This window comes from Methylophaga sp. F7 (assembly GCF_056863975.1).
On sequence record NZ_CM166511.1, the window covers coordinates 1885674 to 1907646 of the forward strand.

At 42.1% G+C, this 21973-nt stretch carries 24 protein-coding genes, 1 other RNA gene and 1 pseudogene; 11 read left to right on the forward strand and 15 right to left on the reverse strand.

Features of this window, described 5'->3' with window-relative positions; all coding sequences use genetic code 11:
• Positions 1-76: 76 nt before the first annotated feature.
• A complete protein-coding gene (locus tag AC08OG_RS09530; RefSeq protein ID WP_292357517.1) occupies positions 77-1399 on the reverse strand; it encodes a PQQ-dependent sugar dehydrogenase in 1323 nt (440 codons plus the stop codon).
• Positions 1400-1637: 238 nt separating this feature from the next.
• Between AC08OG_RS09530 and AC08OG_RS09535 the strand changes: the two genes are divergently transcribed.
• The 4 genes from AC08OG_RS09535 to msrA all read left to right on the forward strand — a co-directional run bounded on the left by AC08OG_RS09535 (position 1638) and on the right by msrA (position 3756).
• Positions 1638-1955, forward strand: a complete 318-nt coding sequence (locus AC08OG_RS09535; protein ID WP_292357519.1) for an HPF/RaiA family ribosome-associated protein — start codon at positions 1638-1640, stop codon at positions 1953-1955.
• A 230-nt stretch (positions 1956-2185) separates the two neighbouring features.
• Positions 2186-2641, forward strand: coding sequence for a hypothetical protein (locus AC08OG_RS09540; RefSeq protein WP_482929380.1), 456 nt, complete (start codon positions 2186-2188; stop codon positions 2639-2641).
• 150 nt (positions 2642-2791) lie between these two features.
• Positions 2792-3253 (forward strand): peptide-methionine (R)-S-oxide reductase MsrB, encoded by a 462-nt coding sequence (msrB, locus tag AC08OG_RS09545; protein ID WP_439503487.1) that lies wholly within the window; start codon positions 2792-2794, stop codon positions 3251-3253.
• Complete coding sequence (gene msrA, locus AC08OG_RS09550; protein ID WP_482929381.1) at positions 3250-3756, forward strand: peptide-methionine (S)-S-oxide reductase MsrA; 507 nt, start codon at positions 3250-3252, stop codon at positions 3754-3756. The genes msrB and msrA overlap by 4 nt, the downstream gene beginning before the upstream one ends.
• Before the next feature lie 807 nt (positions 3757-4563).
• On the opposite strand, the gene AC08OG_RS09555 is transcribed toward msrA, so the two are convergent.
• The 10 genes and pseudogenes from AC08OG_RS09555 to AC08OG_RS09600 all read right to left on the reverse strand — a co-directional run bounded on the left by AC08OG_RS09555 (position 4564) and on the right by AC08OG_RS09600 (position 11630).
• On the reverse strand, positions 4564-5208 hold the full coding sequence (locus tag AC08OG_RS09555) for a VPLPA-CTERM sorting domain-containing protein (RefSeq protein WP_482929382.1): 645 nt from the start codon (positions 5206-5208) through the stop codon (positions 4564-4566).
• Between the two features lie 226 nt (positions 5209-5434).
• Positions 5435-5680, reverse strand: a complete 246-nt coding sequence (locus AC08OG_RS09560) for a hypothetical protein (RefSeq protein WP_482929383.1) — start codon at positions 5678-5680, stop codon at positions 5435-5437.
• A 610-nt stretch (positions 5681-6290) separates the two neighbouring features.
• The gene (locus tag AC08OG_RS09565) at positions 6291-7070 is read right to left on the reverse strand and encodes a YagK/YfjJ domain-containing protein (RefSeq protein WP_482929384.1); all 780 of its coding nucleotides are present in this window, start codon (positions 7068-7070) and stop codon (positions 6291-6293) included.
• A gap of 9 nt (positions 7071-7079) precedes the next feature.
• Positions 7080-7415, reverse strand: a complete 336-nt coding sequence (locus AC08OG_RS09570; RefSeq protein WP_482929385.1) for a helix-turn-helix domain-containing protein — start codon at positions 7413-7415, stop codon at positions 7080-7082.
• A complete protein-coding gene (locus AC08OG_RS09575; protein WP_482929386.1) occupies positions 7415-7618 on the reverse strand; it encodes a helix-turn-helix transcriptional regulator in 204 nt (67 codons plus the stop codon). The genes AC08OG_RS09570 and AC08OG_RS09575 overlap by 1 nt, the downstream gene beginning before the upstream one ends.
• 155 nt (positions 7619-7773) lie before the next feature.
• Positions 7774-8865 carry a hypothetical protein gene (locus AC08OG_RS09580; protein WP_482929387.1) on the reverse strand — a complete coding sequence of 364 codons (1092 nt, stop codon included), beginning with the start codon at positions 8863-8865 and terminating at the stop codon, positions 7774-7776.
• Positions 8866-8970: 105 nt separating this feature from the next.
• Entirely contained in the window at positions 8971-9258 is a 288-nt protein-coding gene (locus AC08OG_RS09585) for a hypothetical protein (RefSeq protein ID WP_482929388.1), read from the reverse strand.
• A gap of 10 nt (positions 9259-9268) precedes the next feature.
• Entirely contained in the window at positions 9269-9955 is a 687-nt protein-coding gene (locus AC08OG_RS09590; protein WP_482930540.1) for a tyrosine-type recombinase/integrase, read from the reverse strand.
• A gap of 9 nt (positions 9956-9964) precedes the next feature.
• Positions 9965-10491, reverse strand: a pseudogene (locus tag AC08OG_RS09595) (tyrosine-type recombinase/integrase); the annotation flags it as partial.
• Positions 10484-11630 (reverse strand): IS3 family transposase gene (locus tag AC08OG_RS09600; protein WP_482929389.1). Its coding sequence is split into 2 segments (ribosomal slippage): positions 10484-11381 and positions 11380-11630, totalling 1149 coding nucleotides; the frame shifts between segments, so codons are not numbered across the junction. The gene AC08OG_RS09600 and the pseudogene AC08OG_RS09595, both read right to left, overlap by 8 nt.
• A 48-nt stretch (positions 11631-11678) precedes the next feature.
• Between AC08OG_RS09600 and AC08OG_RS09605 the strand changes: the two genes are divergently transcribed.
• The 3 genes from AC08OG_RS09605 (at position 11679) to AC08OG_RS09615 (ending at position 15900) form a co-directional block, all read left to right on the forward strand.
• Positions 11679-11789: a DUF6375 family protein gene (locus AC08OG_RS09605; protein ID WP_482930541.1), complete on the forward strand. Its 111-nt coding sequence runs from the start codon at positions 11679-11681 to the stop codon at positions 11787-11789.
• Positions 11790-11797: 8 nt separating this feature from the next.
• The gene (locus AC08OG_RS09610) at positions 11798-13963 is read left to right on the forward strand and encodes a hypothetical protein (RefSeq protein WP_482929390.1); all 2166 of its coding nucleotides are present in this window, start codon (positions 11798-11800) and stop codon (positions 13961-13963) included.
• Between the two features lie 296 nt (positions 13964-14259).
• Positions 14260-15900: a hypothetical protein gene (locus AC08OG_RS09615; RefSeq protein WP_482929391.1), complete on the forward strand. Its 1641-nt coding sequence runs from the start codon at positions 14260-14262 to the stop codon at positions 15898-15900.
• Between the two features lie 593 nt (positions 15901-16493).
• Here the strand turns inward: AC08OG_RS09615 and ssrA are convergent.
• Positions 16494-16831: a transfer-messenger RNA gene (gene ssrA / locus AC08OG_RS09620) on the reverse strand.
• Between the two features lie 63 nt (positions 16832-16894).
• Positions 16895-17371, reverse strand: a complete 477-nt coding sequence (gene smpB / locus AC08OG_RS09625; protein WP_292357723.1) for an SsrA-binding protein SmpB — start codon at positions 17369-17371, stop codon at positions 16895-16897.
• A gap of 92 nt (positions 17372-17463) precedes the next feature.
• Between smpB and AC08OG_RS09630 the strand changes: the two genes are divergently transcribed.
• Genes AC08OG_RS09630 through AC08OG_RS09640 form a run of 3 tightly spaced genes read left to right on the forward strand, consistent with a single transcriptional unit; the run spans position 17464 to position 19629 of the window.
• Positions 17464-18840 carry a sodium-dependent transporter gene (locus AC08OG_RS09630; RefSeq protein ID WP_482929392.1) on the forward strand — a complete coding sequence of 459 codons (1377 nt, stop codon included), beginning with the start codon at positions 17464-17466 and terminating at the stop codon, positions 18838-18840.
• Between the two features lie 32 nt (positions 18841-18872).
• Entirely contained in the window at positions 18873-19313 is a 441-nt protein-coding gene (locus AC08OG_RS09635) for a type II toxin-antitoxin system RatA family toxin (protein WP_292357532.1), read from the forward strand.
• Entirely contained in the window at positions 19300-19629 is a 330-nt protein-coding gene (locus AC08OG_RS09640; RefSeq protein WP_318988113.1) for an RnfH family protein, read from the forward strand. Before AC08OG_RS09635 ends, AC08OG_RS09640 begins: the two co-directional genes overlap by 14 nt.
• On the opposite strand, the gene AC08OG_RS09645 is transcribed toward AC08OG_RS09640, so the two are convergent.
• A complete protein-coding gene (locus AC08OG_RS09645; RefSeq protein WP_318988112.1) occupies positions 19619-20425 on the reverse strand; it encodes a ferritin-like domain-containing protein in 807 nt (268 codons plus the stop codon). The genes AC08OG_RS09640 and AC08OG_RS09645 overlap by 11 nt on opposite strands.
• Positions 20418-21398 carry an ABC transporter permease gene (locus tag AC08OG_RS09650; RefSeq protein ID WP_482929393.1) on the reverse strand — a complete coding sequence of 327 codons (981 nt, stop codon included), beginning with the start codon at positions 21396-21398 and terminating at the stop codon, positions 20418-20420. Before AC08OG_RS09650 ends, AC08OG_RS09645 begins: the two co-directional genes overlap by 8 nt.
• A gap of 202 nt (positions 21399-21600) precedes the next feature.
• On the opposite strand from AC08OG_RS09650, the gene AC08OG_RS09655 reads away from it, so the two are divergent.
• Entirely contained in the window at positions 21601-21960 is a 360-nt protein-coding gene (locus AC08OG_RS09655) for a rhodanese-like domain-containing protein (protein ID WP_292748628.1), read from the forward strand.
• Positions 21961-21973 lie beyond the last annotated feature (13 nt).

The following is a 21973-nucleotide window of genomic DNA, read 5'->3' on the forward strand; positions in this document are numbered from 1 at the left end:
TGATATCAAAGTGGGGAGAATAACCCCATTTACGTTCCCACGCAGATGCGTGGGAACGAGTCTGGAGCGAAACCCATTAATCCTCTATAGGCGTTACCCGCCAAATGGTATTACCAACGTCATCAGCCACCAGCAAACCGCCTTGATTATCAACGACAACACCGACCGGGCGTCCCATAGCATCGCCGCTACCATCAACAAATCCAGTCAGAATATCTTGTGGTTTACCAGAGGGTTCACCATTGGAGAAAGGCACAAAGATCACTCTATAGCCACTTAACGGCTTACGATTCCATGAACCATGCTGACCGATAAAAGCCCCATTCTGATATTTATCAGCCAGTAAGTCGTCTTCGTAAAAGGCGAGCCCTATCGAAGCGGTATGTGCACCCAGCGCATAATCCGGCTTGATGGCTTTTTCTACCAAATCAGGGCGTTGTGGTTCAACACGTTCATCAACATATTGTCCATAATAACTATATGGCCAGCCATAGAATCCACCATCCTGCACTGATGTCATGTAATCCGGGACCAGGTCACTACCGATTTCATCGCGCTCGTTAACCGTAGTCCACAACTCACCACTTTCAGGTTGCCAGGCCAGACCATTCGGATTACGCAACCCTGAAGCGAAAAGCCGCTTTTCACCCGTTTCCAGATCTACTTCCAGAATAGCGGCACGATTTTCTTCCGCTTCCATCCCGTATTCAGCAATATTACTGTTTGAACCGACCGTGGCATAAAGTAAAGTGCCATCTTCATTGGCAATAATATTTTTGGTCCAATGATAATTAATTGGGCCACCTGGTAAATCCGTCACATGTACTGGTTCGGCGGTAATTTGCGTCTGCCCTTCTTCATAGGGAAAACGCACAATGCTATCCGTATTAGCAACATAAAAATCATTACCAATCAGCTCCATGCCAAAGGGTGAATGTAAATCATCCAGAAAGACATGGCGTGTTTCAGCTACCCCATCACCATCTTCATCCCGCAGCAATGTAATTCGATCAGCACTGGGCACGGCAGCCCCTGCTTTTTTCATCACCAAACCTTTTATCCAGTCTTTAATACCCGGATCCGGTTTTTCGGTTTTGGGTGCATTTGATTCAGCCACCAATACGTCCCCATTCGGCAACACATACAACCAACGTGGATGATCCAAATCCATAGCAAAACGATTTACCTCCAATCCTTCTGCAGCCAGAGGTTTACCATCTATTGGCCATCCCACTGCCGGCGCGATATTCACTGTCGGTATCAAGGTATTATCCGGTTGGGTTATCAGTGGATCAGGGCCATAATCAGATTGTGGAGGGATTTTAGCGGTATCACCACAACCATTCAGACTAACGGCCAAAACGCCAATAACTGCGCTGTATAGATAACGATGCTGCATATCTCTGCTCCTGAATAAAGAATCAATACCTGAGTCTAACAAGGTTCACCTGAAGTTCGGCTTGCTTTGGGTTAAAGGACATTAAATAAATTGCCTTTATAGTGATTTGGTCATTCCAGTTGAGACAGCGGAATGTTTAATAATTGTGATTGTCTTATTTGGGTCTGTTGAGCTTTCAGAGCCGCCACTGCTGGAATCTCAACAGACCCTAGGTTTTATTTCACTCAATGGAGGTTGCATGCAAATTCAGGTTAATACCGATCGCCACATTCCAGGCGATGACACGCTCACCGACTCTATTCGTGAGGAACTACAACATTCTCTCAAACGATTCGATGAACACGTTACTCGTGTCGAAGTACATCTAAGTGATCAAAACAGTGAAAATCGTGGCGGTGCTGATGATATCCGTTGCCTGATCGAAGCCCGGATAGAAGGCCACCAACCCAACGTGGTCACCCATGATGCCGCGACCATCAAACAAGCGTTTACCGGCGCGACCGATAAAATGAAACGCGTATTGACCACAACGATTGAGCGTATGCAGTCACGCTAAGTTTTCTAACGAATACTGGTTCCCACGGTCCACCGTGGGAGCCACAAATACACAACGCTATGCACGATTGGTCTAATTGATTTCTTCTGCCTAAGCACTAATTCCTATAATGAACAACATTGCCCCCGTCAGAACCAGTTTTAATAAAGAGGATTTTGTTTTCTCCCTAGTGATCGGTAAGCTTGCTAACATTCTCTTTATAATAAACGTATAAAAAATCAGGCAGCATAATGAATAAAAAGTTACTTTTCGTCATCGGCATAATTCTGTTCGTTGCTATTATCATGATAGCTTCGCGTTTGATAAATACGCCTTCACCCTACCTCACTTCTGACAATGGTCAGGAATTGCCAACCGAGACAACGATTGAGGAAGGTTTTATGGAGGCTGAAAAATTCATTAATTCCCGAGCGCCCATCAAAATCGATGATGAAACCCAGCTTATTAAGGCTTTAGCCGGTCCCGGCGATTTGATGACTTATTATTATTCATTAACCAATGTCACTATTGACGATGTGAATCCGACGGCGGTGCTGGAGGATATCAAACCCAAATTGCTTGCCAGCCTTTGCAGTAATGCTGATATGCAGCCTGTTCTAAAGGCGGGTGCCAAGCTTGTATATGTCTATTCCGATAAAAATAACCAAGATGTTGGCCGTATTGAGGTAGTGGAAGCTGATTGTTAAGACCGTTTTCACCATAAGCAATAGAGCGAGCCCACTTTTCTCCACGTTATTTTCGTTATTGTTAAATGGGAACGGACTGTATTTTTGACGGGTCTTTAATTTATCAATAAACCATTTCACGATTACTCTTTAATCAAAAGGCTGATTGTCATGACGAAATACCAAAAGTCACCCAAAGTTGTTGAACAACTATCACCTGAGCAACATTACGTCACCCAACAATGCGGTACTGAACCACCATTCGATAATGCTTATTGGGACAATCACGAAGCTGGGCTTTACGTCGATGTAGTTTCTGGTGAACCCTTATTTGCTTCAGTAGATAAGTTTGATAGCGGAACTGGCTGGCCAAGCTTTACCCGTCCAGTGCAGAGTGAAAATGTGAACGAAAATTTTGATGACAGCCTGGGCATGCGCCGTGTTGAAGTTCGCTCAGTACATGGTGACAGTCATTTAGGTCATGTCTTCCCTGATGGCCCTGAAGAAGCCGGTGGCATGCGTTATTGCATCAACTCAGCATCCCTGCGGTTTATTCCCGTTGAAGAGCTTGAAGCAGAAGGTTACGACGAGTTTAAAAATCTGTTTTCAGAAACCTTAGGTGAAACAAAATGAGCGAGACAAATACTGAACGTGCCGTACTGGCCGGAGGCTGCTTCTGGGGTATGCAGGATTTAATTCGAAAATTACCAGGCGTTATCTCATCGCGAGTCGGCTACACCGGCGGCGATATTCCAAATGCCACTTATCCAAACCATGGCACACATGCTGAAGGTATTGAGATCATCTTTAATCCTGAGCAGATTACTTACAGACAGTTACTGGAGTTTTTCTTTCAGATCCATGATCCAACCACTCCTAACCAACAAGGCAATGATCGGGGCATGAGTTATCGTTCAGCAATTTATTACACCAGCGATGAGCAAGCCGAAATTGCCAAGCAGACGATTGAAGATGTAAACCAATCTGGATTATGGCCAGGCAAAGTTGTTACTGAAGTGGAACCTGTCGGTGATTTCTGGGAAGCAGAACCCGAACATCAGGATTACCTGCAACATTATCCAACCGGATATACCTGTCATTACATTCGGCCGGATTGGAAGTTGCCGAAAAGCTAAATCGCATTACCACACTGGAGCGTGGAAACGAGATTTTAACTTTAAGGGTTCAAACTATATTTAATGTTCTGGTCCCCATGGTCCTCAGTGCCCCCCTAACCACTTATCTGACCATCACCATTCATTAATACCCAAGATGGGGACGATCAGTCCCATTTTGGGGTTTTTATTCTGGTTCACACGATCCTCCGTGAGAATCTGCCACCTAAGCAACATTCGCATGCATGAGTATCGGAAAGAGATTTCGACTCTCAGCGTTCAATTGAATATTTAATTTGAGCAAATTTCAGGCACAAAAAAACCACCCAAAGGTGGTTAATTTTTGTTTTGGTGGGGCGGCGTCACTCGAATTTATAGCTAAAACGCGCATAATATATAGCTTTGTTAAATATTATTTTTCAAGATACCCCAAAAGATACCCCCATCTGATCAACCCTTAAATTCAAACATCAGGTTTTGTAAGGTTCGACTTAATAAAAATCTAGCCTTTTTTACTGTGTCAGAAAACATGCTTACAGTGACTCGCGACAATCCCTTTTTATAGAGTAAAGTTTCCCTCTAAAGTCTGTTCACTTTTGTTCAGTCATAAAGCCCGAAACATACAGAGGGCAAGACCACCAGCACAATGAACAGTGTTTACTTTCTTAATGTTAGTTATTATCTAATTTACAGCCATTTTAAAGACTATGAGAGCCAAGGGTAATCAATAGCTGATCACTGATGAAATATAGCTTTCATAAGAAAAATCAACAGTAGATAAATGGAATTGAGCGAGCAGCCAGACAGCTACTCGCTTGTCAGTCAAGGTTAAGACCATTTACGCCTCAAGCCAATTAAACCAAGCAATGCAGGAGCAAACAAAAACAAACTGGCAGGTAATGGTACTTGTGAAGGCGGCACATAACTGCCTTTAACCATAAAAACACTGTAGGGATAAAGTGCGTACCCAAAACCATATTGATCGAATGTAGTGTCAAAAGGATTATAGATCCCAATTCCGCCAAGCATAGTATCTGTGTTTAGATAGATATACCTGGTTGAAGATGAGTTGGGAATTAGATTGCCGTCCAGATAAGTTACGAAATCAGCAGACAAGCCAATTGTGAAGACAATATTTGATTCACCGCCCGTTTGGGGGAAATAATCAAACCAGGGTGATGTATCAATTCCGCTTGCAATGAACGGGTAGCCAACCCCGAAAAAATCATTGATCAACATATTAACCTCTGACTGGCTTGCCCATCGCCAACCGGTTAAGTCTTTACCATCAACTACACCATTGCATGTGCCGCCACTATTCCCACAAGCATCATAAACATCAGGAACATAAAGATAAGTGGTGTCGGAAAGTTGAGCCCATTGAAGGCCATTTAAGGTTAAGGCGGTGGATAATGTCGCAGCATTGATATTGTACGAAAAGAAAATAACAAAGAAAAACAGGATAGCTTTCACGGGACTCCCTCCATAGAAGTGTGATAGAGATCACAAAATATTCTCCCGCTTAACAAAGAGTCAAATTTAAATAACCCCACAAAGAGAGAAATTTCTCGCTATCCATTGGGTAAATAATGTACCTAGCTACATACACGCGTATTGGTATCGAAACTAATTAAACAGTAACAATCAGATTCTCTATGCTTATCAAGGTCAAAAACGCGCATCAAAACAGAAATGGCCCCTACAGAGGTTCATAAAACTCTGCAATATCTTCAAGCCTGTAGAACCTACCACCAGCTTTATGAATCGGTTTAAGTGGACAATCATCCAATAAGACAATCTCAACAAACTTATCAGGGCTTAAACGCAACATTTCAGCCGCTAGCCATTCAGGGACAAGCGCATCATGTTTGGGGGTTAGCTTTCGCGAAGCCATCCAAATCTTTAAATGTTCAATTATTTCTGCTTTGCTTTTTGATCCATTCATCTATTTGTAGGTTACTCGCATATTTCCTCGCGCGCGTATCTGTCGGGCAAACATTTAAGCGTTGATGATATTTGCTTTTTAATACCTTGGATTTTGGTCTATAAATTCTCGGTTTATTTTCATTACGTCATAGCTAACATGAGGTTTTGTCTAGTTCTACAGACAAACATTTCCAGATAATTTCTTTACCGTACCCTTGCCTTAATCTTGACCTTTGCATGGGGTTAATCTTGGGCTTTTAAGCGTTCAAAAGGCCGTTCACTTTTGCACCTAACCCTTTGTTTTAAAAGCTCTGGCGCGTTCACTTTTTTCATATACGCAAGTTAATATTAATCGACCTATTGCCAGTGTAGACCCTTCCCTTAATCTTACCCTTTGTTTGATGCTACCTAGACCAACTTAGACAGAATAATGATGGGTACAAAGGATCAAAGCACAGTTTAGGGAAAGTCTTTAATATTCTTCTCGCGTAGTGATGTCAGAAAAACCTTCATTTACCCTTTCTGAGGTAGTGGCTTGTTTAAGTAGCTAACTCTATTCGTAAATGCTGGGTAAACTAAAATCAGTCTGTAAACCATGCTTTTACTAGACCAATATCATTTACGGGCCATCAGGTTGATATGGGTTTCATGCGAGAGCATTGAAAATCTTTAGCCTGTTTGTCTCTGTAGCCTTTTCCTCTGGCTTTAGCTAGGTAAGATAGCCGATAGATAACATCATCGGTTATTTGCTCACCTAGGCCAAAGTAGTAAGGCCGATTGATAACGGGTACGTGATAAGCCCCCGTTCCATCATCCCAGGCGTTTCTGATTAGCTCATTAATCCTTTTTGAGTGCCTGATTAATCGCCCATCAAGGAAGAGTACAAAATGATAATGCTGTGATTTTGCTCGCTCCTTCTCTCTTGCCCAACAAAAACCAATTTCGTTAAAACCATAATCACGCCTCAATCGCATGAATAACCGATTATTAAATTTACTCAGCCGCTTATTATCTCCAGTGTAATAGTGCGTATGAAGATCAAACCTCAACACAAAAACACGGCTCCATTTTTGAGCTGCTAATTCAAACTGGTTAATCATTGATTTTAGGGTTTCAACATATAGTCCTGACTTTGCTGAATTAACACGGTAGTTTTTTCCTCGATATTCAAAAATATCCTTACGCATTACCGTTTTTCGATTTCGCGTTTTTTTGCGAGCCGCTTGCTTTTTCCCTTTGTTATTTAGTTGGTTTATTTCTTCAACATCTTTAGATATTAGAAATAACCCGCCTTTATGGCCCGTTTCGGAAAAAGGCAAAGCCTCGCCCGTACTGGGTTTGGCTTTGCTTTTATGTGTTAAAACCGCTGTGTTAAAACCGTGTAAAAGTTTTTCGGCAGTTTCAGACATATTTTCACCTTATATTTCAGATGAAGATTGTCTTATTCCGCCAGCACGATTATTATCATTGATGCTAATAGCAAAGCCCTTTCCGTTAGTTTGGTCGCTGGTGGTTGGGGCTTTCTTGTCTCTATTAAACAGCACATATTTAGCTTCTCTGTGCTTTGTTCCCGTTCTATCTTCTGAGGTTGTCCAGTGAGTAATGATCCTGTGGCCTTGCTCTCTTAGCTCCAAGACCCTGGAAGCTGGGGACATAATCCCCAACTCATCACGGGCTTGCAGTGTAGTTAGAAAGTCATGCTCTTGAAGATAGTTCAGAATAGCTAAGCGTTGGCCTTCTCTTGAATTGTCCATTAGGCCACCTCGCTATCATTACGAGAAGCTTCAATGCGTTCCTGCAACCAGTGATTTATTTCTGAATTAAGCCAGCCTGAACTTCTTTCAGATAATTTAATTTGTGGGGGAAAGGTGCCAGCAGAAACACCTCTATAAATCGAACTAGCAGAAAGGCCTGTGATTAATTTTACTTCTGATAGCTTTAAGATTTTCTCTGTCATTTTATCATCCTCGTAATCCCTTGCTGATATGCTCGGGTTAGGAATGATTTTCTATGAATAGATATAGTGTTGTGATCACCCAAAAGGGTGAAAGTTGTATATTTTTAATCTAAAAAAATAATAACTCATTGAAAAAACTAGAATTACTAGGTCATCTACTTTTTAGGAAGAACAATAGTTCTGATTCTTTTTAAAAAAGCTTCACTTTTACTTTGTTCTGGAAAATGCTTGGACAACCAGCTAATAATTCGTTCACTATTACTTTGATGCGGATTGCCATATTTGTCTTTAAAAATTGCTGTATGTGCTTGGATAGCAATATCAAGCTCTTCAGCATAATAAATACTTGATTTATCCAAATAATCAGGTGCTTTGTCTAAAGTAATTTCATGATTTACACCTAAATGTTGCTGTTCGAATTTCTGCAAATCTATTTTTGATATAACAAAGTTTTCTTTGTTAATTAGTTTATCAACCAGATCATGGTCTAATGCGTAAGAAGGATTATATTTACCACCAATTTCTGCTGGCATGTGCAGATTTACCCTTTCGGTTAAGGGATTAAAATCCATATCCTTGCATACATAAAATTTTTCACTTTCTATTTCAACAACTACTAGCCGCTCAAAAAGCCTCCCCATTTGATTTGTAGCCAGCCAATGAGACTTTTCAAATCTCGGCCCTTCCATATCATTTTGCTTATTCCAATGAAAACCAATATTTAATGGCTTAAGCAAGAAAGGCTCAAATAAACCATTCCAAAAACTAATCTTTGGGACAGTTTTATTACTAACTCCAGCTTTGCTCCCTAAAACATCTGGTGAATCAATACCTAAATTCTGAAAGTATTTAATTAATATATTTATGCCATCCTCCCCCTGATAAGTAAGGTATTCATCAGTTTTATCAGTAGAATCTAAAGCTAAAATATCGGGTAATATTACCCAGTCAGCATTTTCTATTTCGTTCATATACTGATCTAACTCTTCTTGAGAACAGTAATAATTTGAACAGTTTTCTAGCTCTCTATTAAATAGTTTCTCTCGGGATGATTTTATGGGTTTGGCCCACTCTATACTGGCCAAGTGAGCTATCTCATCACATAAAAGACTAATTTCAATTAAGCCATTTTGTCCTAAAAGCAAAACATCATTAACTTTGTCTAAATGGGCACCTGCTAGTTTTAGCCTATGATAACTTTCCTCGAGGCTGTAATAGGGCTTTACCAGTTTAGGCAAATTATTCATGCGTCATTCCTCGCACATTCAAAAAAGAAACCAAGCCAGACTAGTGAATGAAGCCAGCTTTTCGCCCCGTCGGGCTAGGCTTGGTTGTAACCAGATTATTCGTTTCTATAATATGTCTTTGCCTACCCAACCTTTGATGGCCTTTCCGACAATTTTAAAGTCCATATCATCTCTCACAGTAAAATTTTCATTTCCGTAGTTGGCAAGTAAGATTTGAAGTCCGTTGTAAGGTATAGATTGTATTGGAGCTATAAACTTAGATTCACCCAACTGAAAAACATAGTTACCTTCACCAATGTAGGAGTTAACATCAACATCTACCTCTACAAAGTCGCCAGCTTTAAACATACCCTGGATAGACTCATCTACAGCAATAATTCCAATATTACTCATATCCTTACTCCTATTTTTTGTCCATTCGATTAATCGGGATCACATGAGCACCAGCCGCCAGCCCGTCCAGATAATCAGCCCATGATTGCATCATCTTTTTACGCTCTGGCATGTACTCAGCATAGTTGTAAGCTGCTCTTACTCCATCACGCTCACTGTGAGCTAGTTGTCTTTCGATAGCGTCACGGTTCCAGCCTTGCTCATTAAGAATGGTTGAGGCCATGCTTCTAAAGCCGTGTCCGGTCATTTCTTCTTTGGTATATCCCAAGCGACGCAAAGCACCATTCACTGTGTTTTCGCTCATAGGTCTAGTTATGGTGCGATTCGATGGGAAAAGGTATTGTCCTGAACCTGTGAGTGGTTCTAGCTCTTGAAGGATTGTTAATGCCTGCTTGGATAAAGGAACGATATGGAGAACACGCATTTTCATCTTGTGGGCTGGTATACGCCATTCAGCATTAACAAGATCAAACTCTTCCCATTCAGCCTGCCTGAGTTCACCTGGTCTAACAAAAAGCAGTGGTGCAAGCTTCAACGCACAAGCAGTGACAAATGTTCCTGAGTAACCCTGAATCGCCCTCATTAGCTGACCAACTTTTGCAGGTTCGGCAATTGAAGGATGATGCTTTGGTTTAGCTGGAGGAAGCGCACCTTTTAAGTCTGCTGCTGGATCACGCTCAGCTCTACCCGTTGCCACGGCATAACGAAATATTTGCCCACATATTTGGTGTATACGATGAGCTGTTTCTAATGCCCCCTACCTTCAACACGTCTAAGTACTTGTAATAGCTCTGGTGGTTTAATATCACCTATGTTCTTTTTACCTAGCCATGGGAAAACATCGTTTTGTAATCTTGTCAGTGATCTTGACGCATGGCTTTCTGACCAATTAATTTTATGTTTGGTGTGCCACTCCCTAGCAACAAACTCAAAGCTATCCATCCCCCCTTTTACGATCTTGTCAGCCTTTCTTAAATCAGATGGATCAATACCACCAGCAACTTGCTTTCTAAGCTCATCCCGCTTTGCTCTGGCTTCTTTTAAACCGACATCGGGGTAGATCCCTACAGACAAGAGTTTTTCCTTACCCCCAATTCGATACTTAAATCGCCATAATTTGCTGCCTTTGGGGGTAACTTCAAGATAGAGGCCTTTTTCATCAGCCGCCTTGTAAGCTTTGCTGGTGGTTGTACCGTCAGGCTTTATATGAATCGCCACTAATTCTTTAGACACTAATCAGCCGCTTCGAAAATCGATTCTCAAACTCTACCGGTGACAACTGATTATTGAAACCATGCCGCCGTTTGGTGTTGTAAAACATTTCAATGTAATCGAATACATCCTGTCTGGCTTCATCTCGACTTGCGTAGATTTTCCGCCGGACACGCTCCCGCTTGAGCAACTGAAAAAAGCTCTCAGCAACGGCATTATCATGACAATTACCTCGTCGGCTCATACTGCCTTCAAGGCCATGCGTTTTAAGAAATGCGCTCCAATCGTGACTGGTGTACTGGCTGCCCTGATCAGAATGCACCATGACGGTTGTAGACGGATTACGCCGCCAAACAGCCATTAACAATGCATCCAATACCAGTTCTTTGGTGATCCGGGACTGCATTGACCAGCCAACCACTTTTCTGGAATATAAATCCACCACAACGGCCAGATATAACCAGCCCTCATGGGTTCGGATATGCGTAATATCGGTGACCCACGCAGTGTTGGGCTGAGTCACATTAAACTGACGTTGTAGTTTATTGGGTGTCACAACATGGGATTCACCACCCGGTTGTCTGGGCCGGCGATAACCGACTTGAGCTTTGATCCCCGAAAGGCGCATTAAGCGATGTACCCGGTTGATACCGCAGCGTTCACCATATTCACGAATATCACTGTGAATCTTGCGATAGCCATAAACCGCACCAGACTCAAGCCAGAATTGTTTGATTAGGCCTGTGAGTCGCTGATCTTTTTGCTGGCGCTTGGACTGCGGCGCTTTGAGCCATTGATAATAGCCGCTCGGATGGACGTCCAGCAGAAAACAGAGCCGTCTGACCGGCCAAAGCAGGCTATTCGCCTTAATAAAGGCGTACCTCACTCGGGGTGACTTGCGAAGTACGCCGCCGCTTTTTTAGAATGTCACGCTCCTCAGTGACGCGTTTCAATTCTTTCTTGAGCCGGTTAATTTCGGCTTGTTCTTCTGCCTTGGTCCGATGCTTGTTGGCATCTGGACCATACTTCTTCAGCCAGGCATACAAACTATGCGTTGTGACATCCAATCGGCCAGCGACATCGGAAACACTGTAACCACGATCGGTTACCTGACGGACTGCTTCGATCTTGAATTCTTCTGGATAACGTTTACTACTCATTTGTACCTCTCTGGTTGCCATATTAAATGGCTGAAAGGTATCTAGTAAATTAGTGGCGATTCAGATGATGTTAATGCATTCGTCAGCCTGTTGATTCATAAAGGAGCCAAAGTAGAAGTTTTTTCAGCACACGACCACACAGAATCAGACGAGGATTAGTAGCTAGAATGCTGGACTGGAATAGATTTGAAACTTTATCAGGTTCTGATACTGAGAATTTTGAAAAGCTCTGTCGAGGAGTTGTTCGGAGGCATTTTAGCGAACTTGGTCGTTGGCAGGAACTGAAAAATCAACCTGGAGTTGAATTCTATATTATTTTGAATGACAGTCACCCACGTTTGGGGAAAAAAGACGAGACAGTAGGTTGGCAGAATAAGTGGTTTAGATACAAGGCGAATGGTCAATTAAATAGCTCTGGAAGAACTCAAATCCTGCACTCCTTAGACAAAACCAAAGAACATGTTTCCCAAATTAGTCATTGGTTCCTTTGGACGCATAAAACTCTGGCAAAAGCCGATCAGGATTGGTACTTCGGATTACAAGGGAATTATGAATTTACATTGCATCTTTGGAATCAGGATGATCTAGACGAGCTTCTGTCTGGACCAGCTCTAGACTTGCGCAATAGCTATTTTGGCGAACTCGCATTAACTAACAAAATGATCTCTGAGCAACATCAGAAATCTATAGCCCCGATAAAAAGTCGCTGGATTACTGAAGTTCATCAGCAAATGGATGCAGAGCACCAAGTCAGAAGAGTGCTTGGTGAAAAAGAAGCATGGAATGTATTTACAAACATTAAGTCTACTTTGAGTGAAGTTGTTGATGAAATTGACTCAGAAATAAACAACTCAGCTTACTCACCTTGGAAAGAGCAACTAGAAAAATTCAATTCCTCATGCAAGACTCTTTTGACCTACTGTGATCTCTTTGAAAAAGATATAAACGGAAATGATATTGAGGAAATAAGATCTACACTCGAAGACGCTAGTAAAGATTTGAAGCATGAAGTTCACAAAACGTTAATGAAACTTCGTGTCAACAACCTACCATTATCATTGACTGTCACTAATGCATTAGCTTATCTAAAAGATGCGAAAAAACAGTTCAGAACAGCTATTAAACTTCTGTCTGAACAACTTATTGCAGTAATAGCAGATGCTGGCGGTGGAAAAACTCAATTTTCTGCAGAGTTAACTGCTCCTTCAAAAGACAGATCAGCTGGAATATTAATTCTAGGAAGAACTCTCAAGAGCGGTATGGATCTTGATGATGTTGCACAAAACTTCATTTTTTACCAAAAGCAAGTAGATAATTTCGAGGCATTAATTTCAGCAATAAACTCTTTAGGGGAAAGATCAGGAAGGCGTTTACCTATAGTTATTGATGGATTGAATGAAGCCCAAGACCCTAGAGAATGGAAGCACTTATTGGCCTCCACAATTCCCGTTCTGTGCAAATATCCCAATGTAGTTTTGATCTGCACTTTAAGAACATCAGAAAGTGGCTATGAAAATTACTACAGACCTAATAGACATCAGCGCCACACTGGTAGAGAAAGCTTCGCAGACTCGGCATTACCAGAATCAACTTTTAAGATCTTATCCGAAGGATTTAGCGAAGAAGTCACACTTAAAGCCATAGGGGCATATTTTGAACATTATAAAATCATAGCCAATCCTTTTAATGCGCCGGTAAACTTTTTCTCTCATCCCCTGAACCTCAAGATCTTTTGTGATGTAACTAATCGGAACGCGGAAAGCGAAGTTCAGATTTCCTATTTTCCCTCCTCTATATACAGCCTCTTTAGAGAGCAAATTCAACACGTAATACAAAACATAGTCAGCATGACAAATCTAACAAGAAAATACAGTGCCGATGAAATCCGAAGAGCCCTATATTTTTTGGGCGAATGTTTATGGCTAGAAGGTGGGCGCACCATAAATGAAGACAATTTCAAGAACAAGATTAGTGAATCAAGCAACGATTGGGATTCTGATATCGTCAATTTGCTGACCCAAGAGGGGCTAATTTTCAGAGATGAAGGCAAAGAGCCATATAAGTATGAAATGACACCTGTGTATGATCGCTTAGGAGGATTCATAGTCGCCGAATATCTTCTTGAAAGTAACAGAAGTAGGCCTTTAGTAGACTGGGCCTCTGAAAATAATTTTATTGACAAATTATTCGGTGAATTAGAGGGACAACACCTTCTTTCTCAAGACATTATTCATGCTCTTGTTGTATTGACCCCTAAAACATTCCATAAGCAACATCTCTGGATCAATGTACCAAAAAATATCGCTCAAGTGTACTCGCACTTAGTCCTCTGATTGACAGAGAAGATTTTTGCTCAGAAACGCTTGAAAATTATCGTTATTTACTAGTTAATCATGGGCTCTCCGACAGAGGTATTAAGCAACTTCTAAACCTGAAATATGTACTTGGTCACCCTTTAAACGGAGAATTCTTCAACGAAGTATTATTCAACTTATCTTTAGCTGATAGAGATTTATCCTGGACTGAATACCTGAGGAGCCATAGCGGGGAAATAATAGAAGGCTTAAGAGAACAGATACAAAGCATCAAATCTGGCTTCAAATTTCCTCCCGATCTCATTCGACTAAAAATGATATTTCATACTTGGCAGCTTACTTCGACAGTGATCGATCTTAGGGATGCTGCTACAGAGTTGTTGTATCACTTAGGTCGACAAGCTCCAGAGTCGATTTTTAATCTAACTATTGAATTTTTGAATGTTAACGACCCTTATGTCTCGGAAAGACTACTGGCATCAAGTTATGCAGTGGCCACAACACTAATAGACTCGACAGAATATCTAGACGCAAGTGTTCTTTATGCCAGAAACCTATACAACAATATGTTTGTTAGCGATGCTCCAAACTCAACAACTCATTTACTGGCCAGAGAATATGCTAGCTGCACACTGCGGCTCATAAATTTTTATTTCCCAGATAAATTAAAAGACATCGATCAGAGTATTTTTCAGCATCCATTTCAGCAAATGCCAAGAAAAACTTGGGAAAATATCAGACCAGACAGGGATGTAAATTCTCGGTATGACTCACCATTTAGAATGGACTTCGAAAACTACACAATCGGGCGCCTGATTAAAGATAGATCAAACTATGACTACTCACATCAAGGCTACAATTTAGCTCGTGGAAACATTCTTTGGAGAGTTCAAGAGTTAGGGTGGTCTCATCAAAAATTCGAAAAAGTTGAAAAATTAATTGGAGCTGACAGAGAGCACTTCAGTGGGAGGCTTGGTAGGTCATCTGTTGAAAGATATGGGAAAAAATATTCTTGGATTGCCTATTATGAGCTTGCGGGTCAGTTTAGTGATGATGAAAAACTTGAATATTGGGGAGACGAGCGATTCAAAACAGACATTGACCCTTTTTTCCCATGTAAGGCTATTTACTCTGAACTTAATGAATTTAAATTTCTTTCTGATGCCACTTCAACTACCCAAGATTGGATATTAAAAAACCAACTGCCTGAACTTTCCAGTGTGAATGAAAAAATTGAGAATGGTCAGAAATGGACTCTCCTTTATGGATTCATAACTGAAGAGTCTAAGAAGTTAGATAGAAGCTTTTATTGCTCAATACATACAGCTTTCTTAAATAAGCAAGACTTCCTCTCACTAGAGAGACACATAACAGAAAACAAGAGAATTGAATGGCCAGAGATATATAGTAGTAGTGAAATATACTCTGGTGAACTGTATTGTGAAGCTCTACATCCAGATATTGAAAATCCAACGCTTGATATTCAAGTTGGGCATGAGATCCAGCAGTTCGACCAACCTGAGATACGTATTGGCGATGAGGTAATCGCTAGAGGCGGAACTGTAGAAAGAGGGGTTCCCATTCTTAAAAGGTTAGAAATTTTTCCAACCATAACAAAATATTATTGGGAAAACTCGGTCAACCCTAATAATAGTATTGATCGGCTGGCGTTGTCCCCATGGATCCAGAGCCAACTTGACCTTCGTTTCGATCCGACTGACTTTACCTACAATGATGAAACGGGTCAGATTGCTGTGTTAAACACAAATCTGAAAGGTGACTCATATAGTAATAATTATGAGCTCATATATTTGAGAAGTGATTTATTTGAATTACTTTTAAAAAAGAACGACATAAGCTTTATCAAACGTATATCAGGAGAACGAAGATACGCTAAGCTAGATAATCTGCATGGCCAGAACTCATATCGTCAATTTGAACATATTACTCAGTGACTGGTCTGCTCGAGATTACGATCACCTTTAAGTATCTTCCCACAGGAAATTACCGAACTCAAAGATAAGGCATCTTAATTTTATTATATGCAAGATCAACTTATTTATCTGACAGTAGCTTCACCATCAATCAGTCTAGCGATGTAAGCAGCAATCGGTGGAGTAAGTTGTTTAGTCGTTTTATAGATCGCCATCCTTGGTTCTCAAAACTGATTAACATGCTTTGCATAATGATGAGTTAAATCTCTTTAATTCAAGATCAAAACCCAGAAACAAAAAAACCACCCGAAGGTGGTTATTTGTATATATGGTGGAGGCGGCGGGACAGTGACTCCTGAATTTTCATTCAGGCCTGGACTATTCCTTCATCTGATATTGCTATCAGATGGAGAGCGTTTGTGAGTATCGGTTTTATCTTCTACCCACCCTAGTATTCCATTGAGACGAATCTCTTTAGGAACCTATGAGTCTCTAGCCGGCTTACTGGTTTCCCATTGACCGGACGGCGTTGGCATAGAACCCCTGTTCCTTAGCGTTCACCGTATGAGCTCTCTTTTTCCAATGAGGATCACTCCTCATGGCGACCATTTTACTAATCGAACCCGCGTCCGCGAATCCTCTGCCTTCAGCTCTACATGCTTATTTCATCTATTAATTTAACTTCAAGCTACCCGATGAACAGGGAAAACATGAAGCGATCTTGTTAGGTTTTAGTCAATCAGTACCAAGCATACGTCAAGACGATCTTGTGAGAGTCGACGCCCGATACCAGACGCACAAGCACGGATCTGGTCGGACGGCATTCACTGGTTATTAAGCAGCTAGTGCGTAGTTGTTATCGTTAGCAACTATATTTTTCCAATCTTTTTTACGAGAAGAACTGGAGTACTCGGCATGCACCTTAGGTTTCGTAACCCGCGTCGAAGCCAGGTCGCCCCCAAAGTTTGTTGTACGTTAGTCATTATACGGATTTTAAAGTTCCGTGACGATCTCTTTAGATATTTTTAAACAGTCGTTCTTTATCACGCTGCCAATCACGTTCTTTCATGGTGGCGCGCTTGTCGTGCATTTGCTTGCCTTTAGCCAATGCAATTTCGACCTTGGCTTTGCCCCGCTTCCAATACATGGCGAGGGGGATCAATGTGTAGCCTTTGCGCTCAACTGCGCCAATCAGCTTATTTAGCTCGTTACGATTGAGCAGCAGTTTACGGTCGCGTTGTGGTTCTGGAACGACGTGGGTGGAAGCTGTTTTCAATGCAGTAATTAGTGCATTGGCTAACCAGGCTTCGCCATGACGAATCAGCACGTAGCTATCACTCAGCTGAGCTTTGCCTTCACGTAAGCTTTTGACTTCCCACCCCTCCAGCACCAAACCCGCCTCGAATTTTTCTTCTATAAAAAATTCATGACGCGCTTTCCGGTTACGGGCGATAGTGTTATCTGTGTTTTGTGGTTTTTTCTTGGTGGCCATCGCGGCATTATACATGGGCAGATTGATGCTTGGCTTGAGCATTTTAGGAAATTCGCCCAGAATCGAGACTATTTATTTTTAATGAGTGTGATATGAGTAGACCGTTAAAATCGATTCATGGTGAGTGGACATCACGCTGGGCCTTCATTCTCGCAGCAACGGGGGCGGCTGTTGGCCTCGGAAATATCTGGAAATTTCCTTATATTGCTGGGGAATATGGCGGCGGCGCATTTGTTCTGGTTTATCTTGCCTGTATCTTTGCCATCGGTGTTCCCATCATGATGGCGGAAATTCTGATTGGTCGACGCGGTCGACAAAACCCTTTTAACAGTCTGGCCAGTCTGGCTGAAGAAGAAAAAGCCTCCTCCCTGTGGAAATATCTTGGTTTCGCTGGCGTTTTAGCCGGCTTTTTAATCCTTTCTTATTACAGCGTGATTGCTGGTCAGGCAATTGCTTATGTTCCTCGCTTATTATTTGGAGTATTTGAAGGTGTGACGGCTGATGGTGCGCGCAACTTACATCTGTCGTTAGTGAAAGATCCGGAAAAACTTTTAGCTTGGCATACGATGTTTATGATGCTGACCATGATGATTGTCAGTCGTGGTGTACAACATGGTCTGGAAAAATCAGTACGCTTTTTAATGCCCTCTTTATTTCTAATCCTGCTGATTCTGGTCGCTTATGCTTATCAAACCGGTGTGTATTTTGATCAAGCGGTAAACTTTATGTTCAAACCGGATTTTTCCAAGCTGACCACGGAGGGTATTCTAACGGCGATGGGACATGCGTTTTTCACGCTAAGCCTGGGCATGGGTGCCATTATGGTTTATGGTTCGTACCTGCCTCAGAAAGCCTCTATTTTTAAAGTCTCTCTGGCGATTTCCTTTATGGATACGGCTGTGGCGATCCTGGCTGGATTGGCGATTTTCCCATTGGTCTTTGCCAATGAAATGTCACCCGGCGCCGGGCCAAGTCTGATTTTTGAAACGCTGCCCATTGCCTTTGGTCATATGGAAAATGGCGCATTTTTTGGTGCCATATTCTTTTTGTTGCTGGTATTTGCAGCTCTGAGTTCAGCGATTTCATTGGTCGAGCCTGTGGTCACCTGGCTGGTCGAAAACTTTGAGATAAAACGGCTTAATGCCTGCATCTGGGTGGGTATATTGGTCTGGTTGTTAGGGTTGTTAAGCTTGTTCTCATTTAATCTGTTGAAAGACTGGACTTGGCTTGATATGACTGCCTTTGAGTTGCTGAATTATCTGACTGCCAATATTATGTTGCCTTTGGGCGGCATGCTCATTGCGATATTTGCCGGATGGATCATGTCGCAACGCAGTACTCAGGAAGAGCTGGGGATTAAATCCAACCTGATTTATCACGAATGGCGCTTTTTGGTTCGTTATGTCACACCAATAGCGATTTTTGTTGTATTCGTAAGTTTGACGGGTGTATTGGATTTCATCTTTTGATTACATTGATTAGAGGTCAATAGAAATACTCAATGACAACTATTACGCGCAGTTCACTGGTGATGTATTCGCCGGACCAGATGTTTGATCTGGTCAACGATGTGGAAGCTTACCCCAGTTTTCTTCCCTGGTGCCGTGACAGTAAAATTATCAGTAAGAATGATAAGGTGATTTGTGCCACGCTGGATATTGCAAAAGGGGGTATTCATCATGAATTTTCTACCCGCAATACACTGCAACATGGTGAATCCATCCGTATTGAGCTGATTGATGGTCCATTCCGTCATTTAGAAGGATTCTGGCAGTTCAGCCCGATTGGGGATAATGAAGGCTGCCGGGTACAGCTGGATATGGATTTTGAATTTTCCACCCGTCTGCTGGATTTGGCATTGGGTCCGGTATTCACTCAGATATCCGGTTCATTAGTTGAAGCTTTTTGTGTACGAGCCAGAGAAATTTATGGAACACGCTAACGCTGAATTAATCACCGTAGAAGTGGCCTACGCCCTGCCGGATGAACAGGTGATTTTGTCATTGGAAGTTCCGGATAACACTACTGTGGAACAAGCCGTTAAACGCTCCGGTATTCTGGAACGTTATCCACAAATCGATCTGGATAATGATAAAGTCGGGATTTTTGGCAAAATCTGTAAGTTGAATGCCACGCTTAGTCCAAAAGACCGCATTGAGATTTATCGTCCATTGATTGCCGATCCTAAAGAATCACGTCGGCAAAAAGCAGAGATGGAAAAGAAAAACAAAACTGCAGAAGCAGCAGCTAACGATTGAGTTCTAACCAATCCAATTCTGCATCAGTAAAGCCCGCCTGTTTGCGGGCTTCAATATGAAATGGCCCGCGTATCTCACCATTAAAGTAGGTTTTTAATAAGGTCGTGAAGGTATGAGTGGGTTCCAGATCACGCTGTTCGCATAGATAATTAAACCAACGCGTGCCAATTGCCACATGGCCAATTTCTTCACGCAATATCACTTCTAGAATCTCCACCGCTGCCAAATCGCCACTGCCACGCAGTTTATTCATCATGCCCGGCGTTACATCCAGTCCCCTCGCCTCTAATACCCTTGGTACCAGTGCCATGCGAGTTAAGGGATCGTGATGGGTTTTCTGTGCCATTTCCCATAAACCATCATGTGCCGGAAATTCTCCATAGGCATACCCTGCCTGCTGTAAATGGGCAGATAGCATTGAAAAATGTTTGGCTTCCTCATCGGCAACCTGTAACCAGTCACCATAAAAATCATCTGGCATATTGGCAAAACGGGCAATGGCATCCAATGCTAAATTAATGGCATTAAACTCAATATGACAAATGGCATGAATCAACGTGGTATGACCGGTTTGCTGATTATTACGTCGCCGCGGTAAATCGCGTGGCGAGACCAGGTCGGGCTTATCGGGTCTGCCTGGGATAGCGGGAACATTCAATGGCTGATGCTGAATGACATAACCTTGTTCACGGCATTCAACAGCCAGTTGACGTGTCTGCAGCGCTTTGTCAGCGGCATCATTAATTAAAAGACATTGTAAGGCGCGGATGCGTATATCAATCTTTGAATCAGCCATCCATTCGTACCCGTGGATCAACAAAAGTATAAGAAATATCGGTCAGTAACAGACCTACGATATATAAGACTGAGCCAAGAAACACCATGGCTCGCACAATGGCAAAATCCTGAGCATGGATGGCGTCAATGGTATAGCTACCCAAGCCTGGAATACCAAAGAATGACTCCAGAATCAGACTGCCCATAAATAAGGTTGGTATTACCACTACCGCGCCAGTCAGAATTGGAATCATCGCGTTTTTCAAAACATGCTGAAACAAAACCCGCACTTCAGATAAGCCTTTTGCTCTGGCGGTGCGAACGTAATCCTTGGAAATTTCTTCTAGAAATAAGGTGCGGTACCAGCGGGATCCCGAGCCAATACCTGAAACAATTCCAATCGCTACCGGTAAAATCAGGAATTTTATCGTACTCAGGCCTTCACCGAAGCCCGAGATAGGTACCAGCTGCATGACTTTGCCGATAACAAACTGCCCGGCAATAATGTAGAACAGACTGGATATCGACATTAAAACAACACACAGCACTACCCCACCGAGATCAACATAGGTTGCACGAAAAAACACCATCATCAACGCAAAGGTAATATTGACCAGCAAACCAACGATAAATACCGGAATGGCGATCGCCAGACTGGGCCACATACGGGTTTTGATATCATCACCAATATCACGCCCATCATCGGCCTGACCAAATTCAAAGCTGAATAACGCCAGTGATTTATCAAAAAAAATGGTATCGGTGAGTTTTTCGAAACCTTCGGCGGATTCATTCCACAGCAAATCCCGGTCGTAACCACGTTCCTGTTTCCAGGTCGTAATCGCCTGTTCAGTAATGTAACGTTCGCCTAGTTGCATTCGCGCCATATCATCTGGCGTATTGACCATAAAAAACAATGCAAATGTCAGTGCATTGACACCCAGCAATATAGGAAAGGCATACAGGATACGGCGAATAATATAGGCCAGCATAATTGTCTCAGGCACTGATATAACATTCTGGATAAGGTCATAACGAATTATGGCTTTGGCAGATGTTGGTCAGCTGGGTTACAAAATTAAAGAAAAAACATTGTAACAGCGCAACCCTCAATTGGGTTATCAAGCAATTGGTTTATTTGACAACTATTAATGATTACTATGGTCACAGGTTTAAATCATTCAGGAGTATCGCATGGCAAAAACAGCATCGGATCTGGTACAGGCAGCAAAAGCATCCATACAGCAAATCAGTGTTTCCCAGTCACAGCAAATGCTGGACGATGACAGCATTGCTCTGGATGTACGTGAGCCTGAAGAGTACGCTAAGGGTCATATCGCTGATGCCAGACATATTCCTCGCGGCATGCTGGAGTTTTCAATAGAGACACATCCCGATTTTCAGGATAAAACACGTCCTATTGTGGTGTATTGCAAATCAGGCGGTCGCAGTGCATTGGCAACAGCAACCTTGCAACAGCTTGGGTTTACTAATGTCTATTCAATGATCGGGGGCTATGATGCATGGTCTGCGGCATCGAATGATGCTGATTAATTAAACAAGTCTG

What these genes read in the sequence shown, in the direction of transcription:
- AC08OG_RS09530 (WP_292357517.1), bottom strand. Translation starts at nt 1,399, where the DNA reads ATGCAGCATCGTTATCTATACAGCGCAGTTATTGGCGTTTTGGCCGTT.
- AC08OG_RS09535 (WP_292357519.1), top strand. Translation starts at nt 1,638, where the DNA reads ATGCAAATTCAGGTTAATACCGATCGCCACATTCCAGGCGATGACACG.
- AC08OG_RS09540 (WP_482929380.1), top strand. Translation starts at nt 2,186, where the DNA reads ATGAATAAAAAGTTACTTTTCGTCATCGGCATAATTCTGTTCGTTGCT.
- msrB (WP_439503487.1), top strand. Translation starts at nt 2,792, where the DNA reads ATGACGAAATACCAAAAGTCACCCAAAGTTGTTGAACAACTATCACCT.
- msrA (WP_482929381.1), top strand. Translation starts at nt 3,250, where the DNA reads ATGAGCGAGACAAATACTGAACGTGCCGTACTGGCCGGAGGCTGCTTC.
- AC08OG_RS09560 (WP_482929383.1), bottom strand. Translation starts at nt 5,680, where the DNA reads ATGAATGGATCAAAAAGCAAAGCAGAAATAATTGAACATTTAAAGATT.
- AC08OG_RS09565 (WP_482929384.1), bottom strand. Translation starts at nt 7,070, where the DNA reads ATGTCTGAAACTGCCGAAAAACTTTTACACGGTTTTAACACAGCGGTT.
- AC08OG_RS09570 (WP_482929385.1), bottom strand. Translation starts at nt 7,415, where the DNA reads ATGGACAATTCAAGAGAAGGCCAACGCTTAGCTATTCTGAACTATCTT.
- AC08OG_RS09575 (WP_482929386.1), bottom strand. Translation starts at nt 7,618, where the DNA reads ATGACAGAGAAAATCTTAAAGCTATCAGAAGTAAAATTAATCACAGGC.
- AC08OG_RS09580 (WP_482929387.1), bottom strand. Translation starts at nt 8,865, where the DNA reads ATGAATAATTTGCCTAAACTGGTAAAGCCCTATTACAGCCTCGAGGAA.
- AC08OG_RS09585 (WP_482929388.1), bottom strand. Translation starts at nt 9,258, where the DNA reads ATGAGTAATATTGGAATTATTGCTGTAGATGAGTCTATCCAGGGTATG.
- AC08OG_RS09610 (WP_482929390.1), top strand. Translation starts at nt 11,798, where the DNA reads ATGCTGGACTGGAATAGATTTGAAACTTTATCAGGTTCTGATACTGAG.
- AC08OG_RS09615 (WP_482929391.1), top strand. Translation starts at nt 14,260, where the DNA reads ATGATATTTCATACTTGGCAGCTTACTTCGACAGTGATCGATCTTAGG.
- smpB (WP_292357723.1), bottom strand. Translation starts at nt 17,371, where the DNA reads ATGGCCACCAAGAAAAAACCACAAAACACAGATAACACTATCGCCCGT.
- AC08OG_RS09630 (WP_482929392.1), top strand. Translation starts at nt 17,464, where the DNA reads ATGAGTAGACCGTTAAAATCGATTCATGGTGAGTGGACATCACGCTGG.
- AC08OG_RS09635 (WP_292357532.1), top strand. Translation starts at nt 18,873, where the DNA reads ATGACAACTATTACGCGCAGTTCACTGGTGATGTATTCGCCGGACCAG.
- AC08OG_RS09640 (WP_318988113.1), top strand. Translation starts at nt 19,300, where the DNA reads ATGGAACACGCTAACGCTGAATTAATCACCGTAGAAGTGGCCTACGCC.
- AC08OG_RS09645 (WP_318988112.1), bottom strand. Translation starts at nt 20,425, where the DNA reads ATGGCTGATTCAAAGATTGATATACGCATCCGCGCCTTACAATGTCTT.
- AC08OG_RS09650 (WP_482929393.1), bottom strand. Translation starts at nt 21,398, where the DNA reads ATGCTGGCCTATATTATTCGCCGTATCCTGTATGCCTTTCCTATATTG.
- AC08OG_RS09655 (WP_292748628.1), top strand. Translation starts at nt 21,601, where the DNA reads ATGGCAAAAACAGCATCGGATCTGGTACAGGCAGCAAAAGCATCCATA.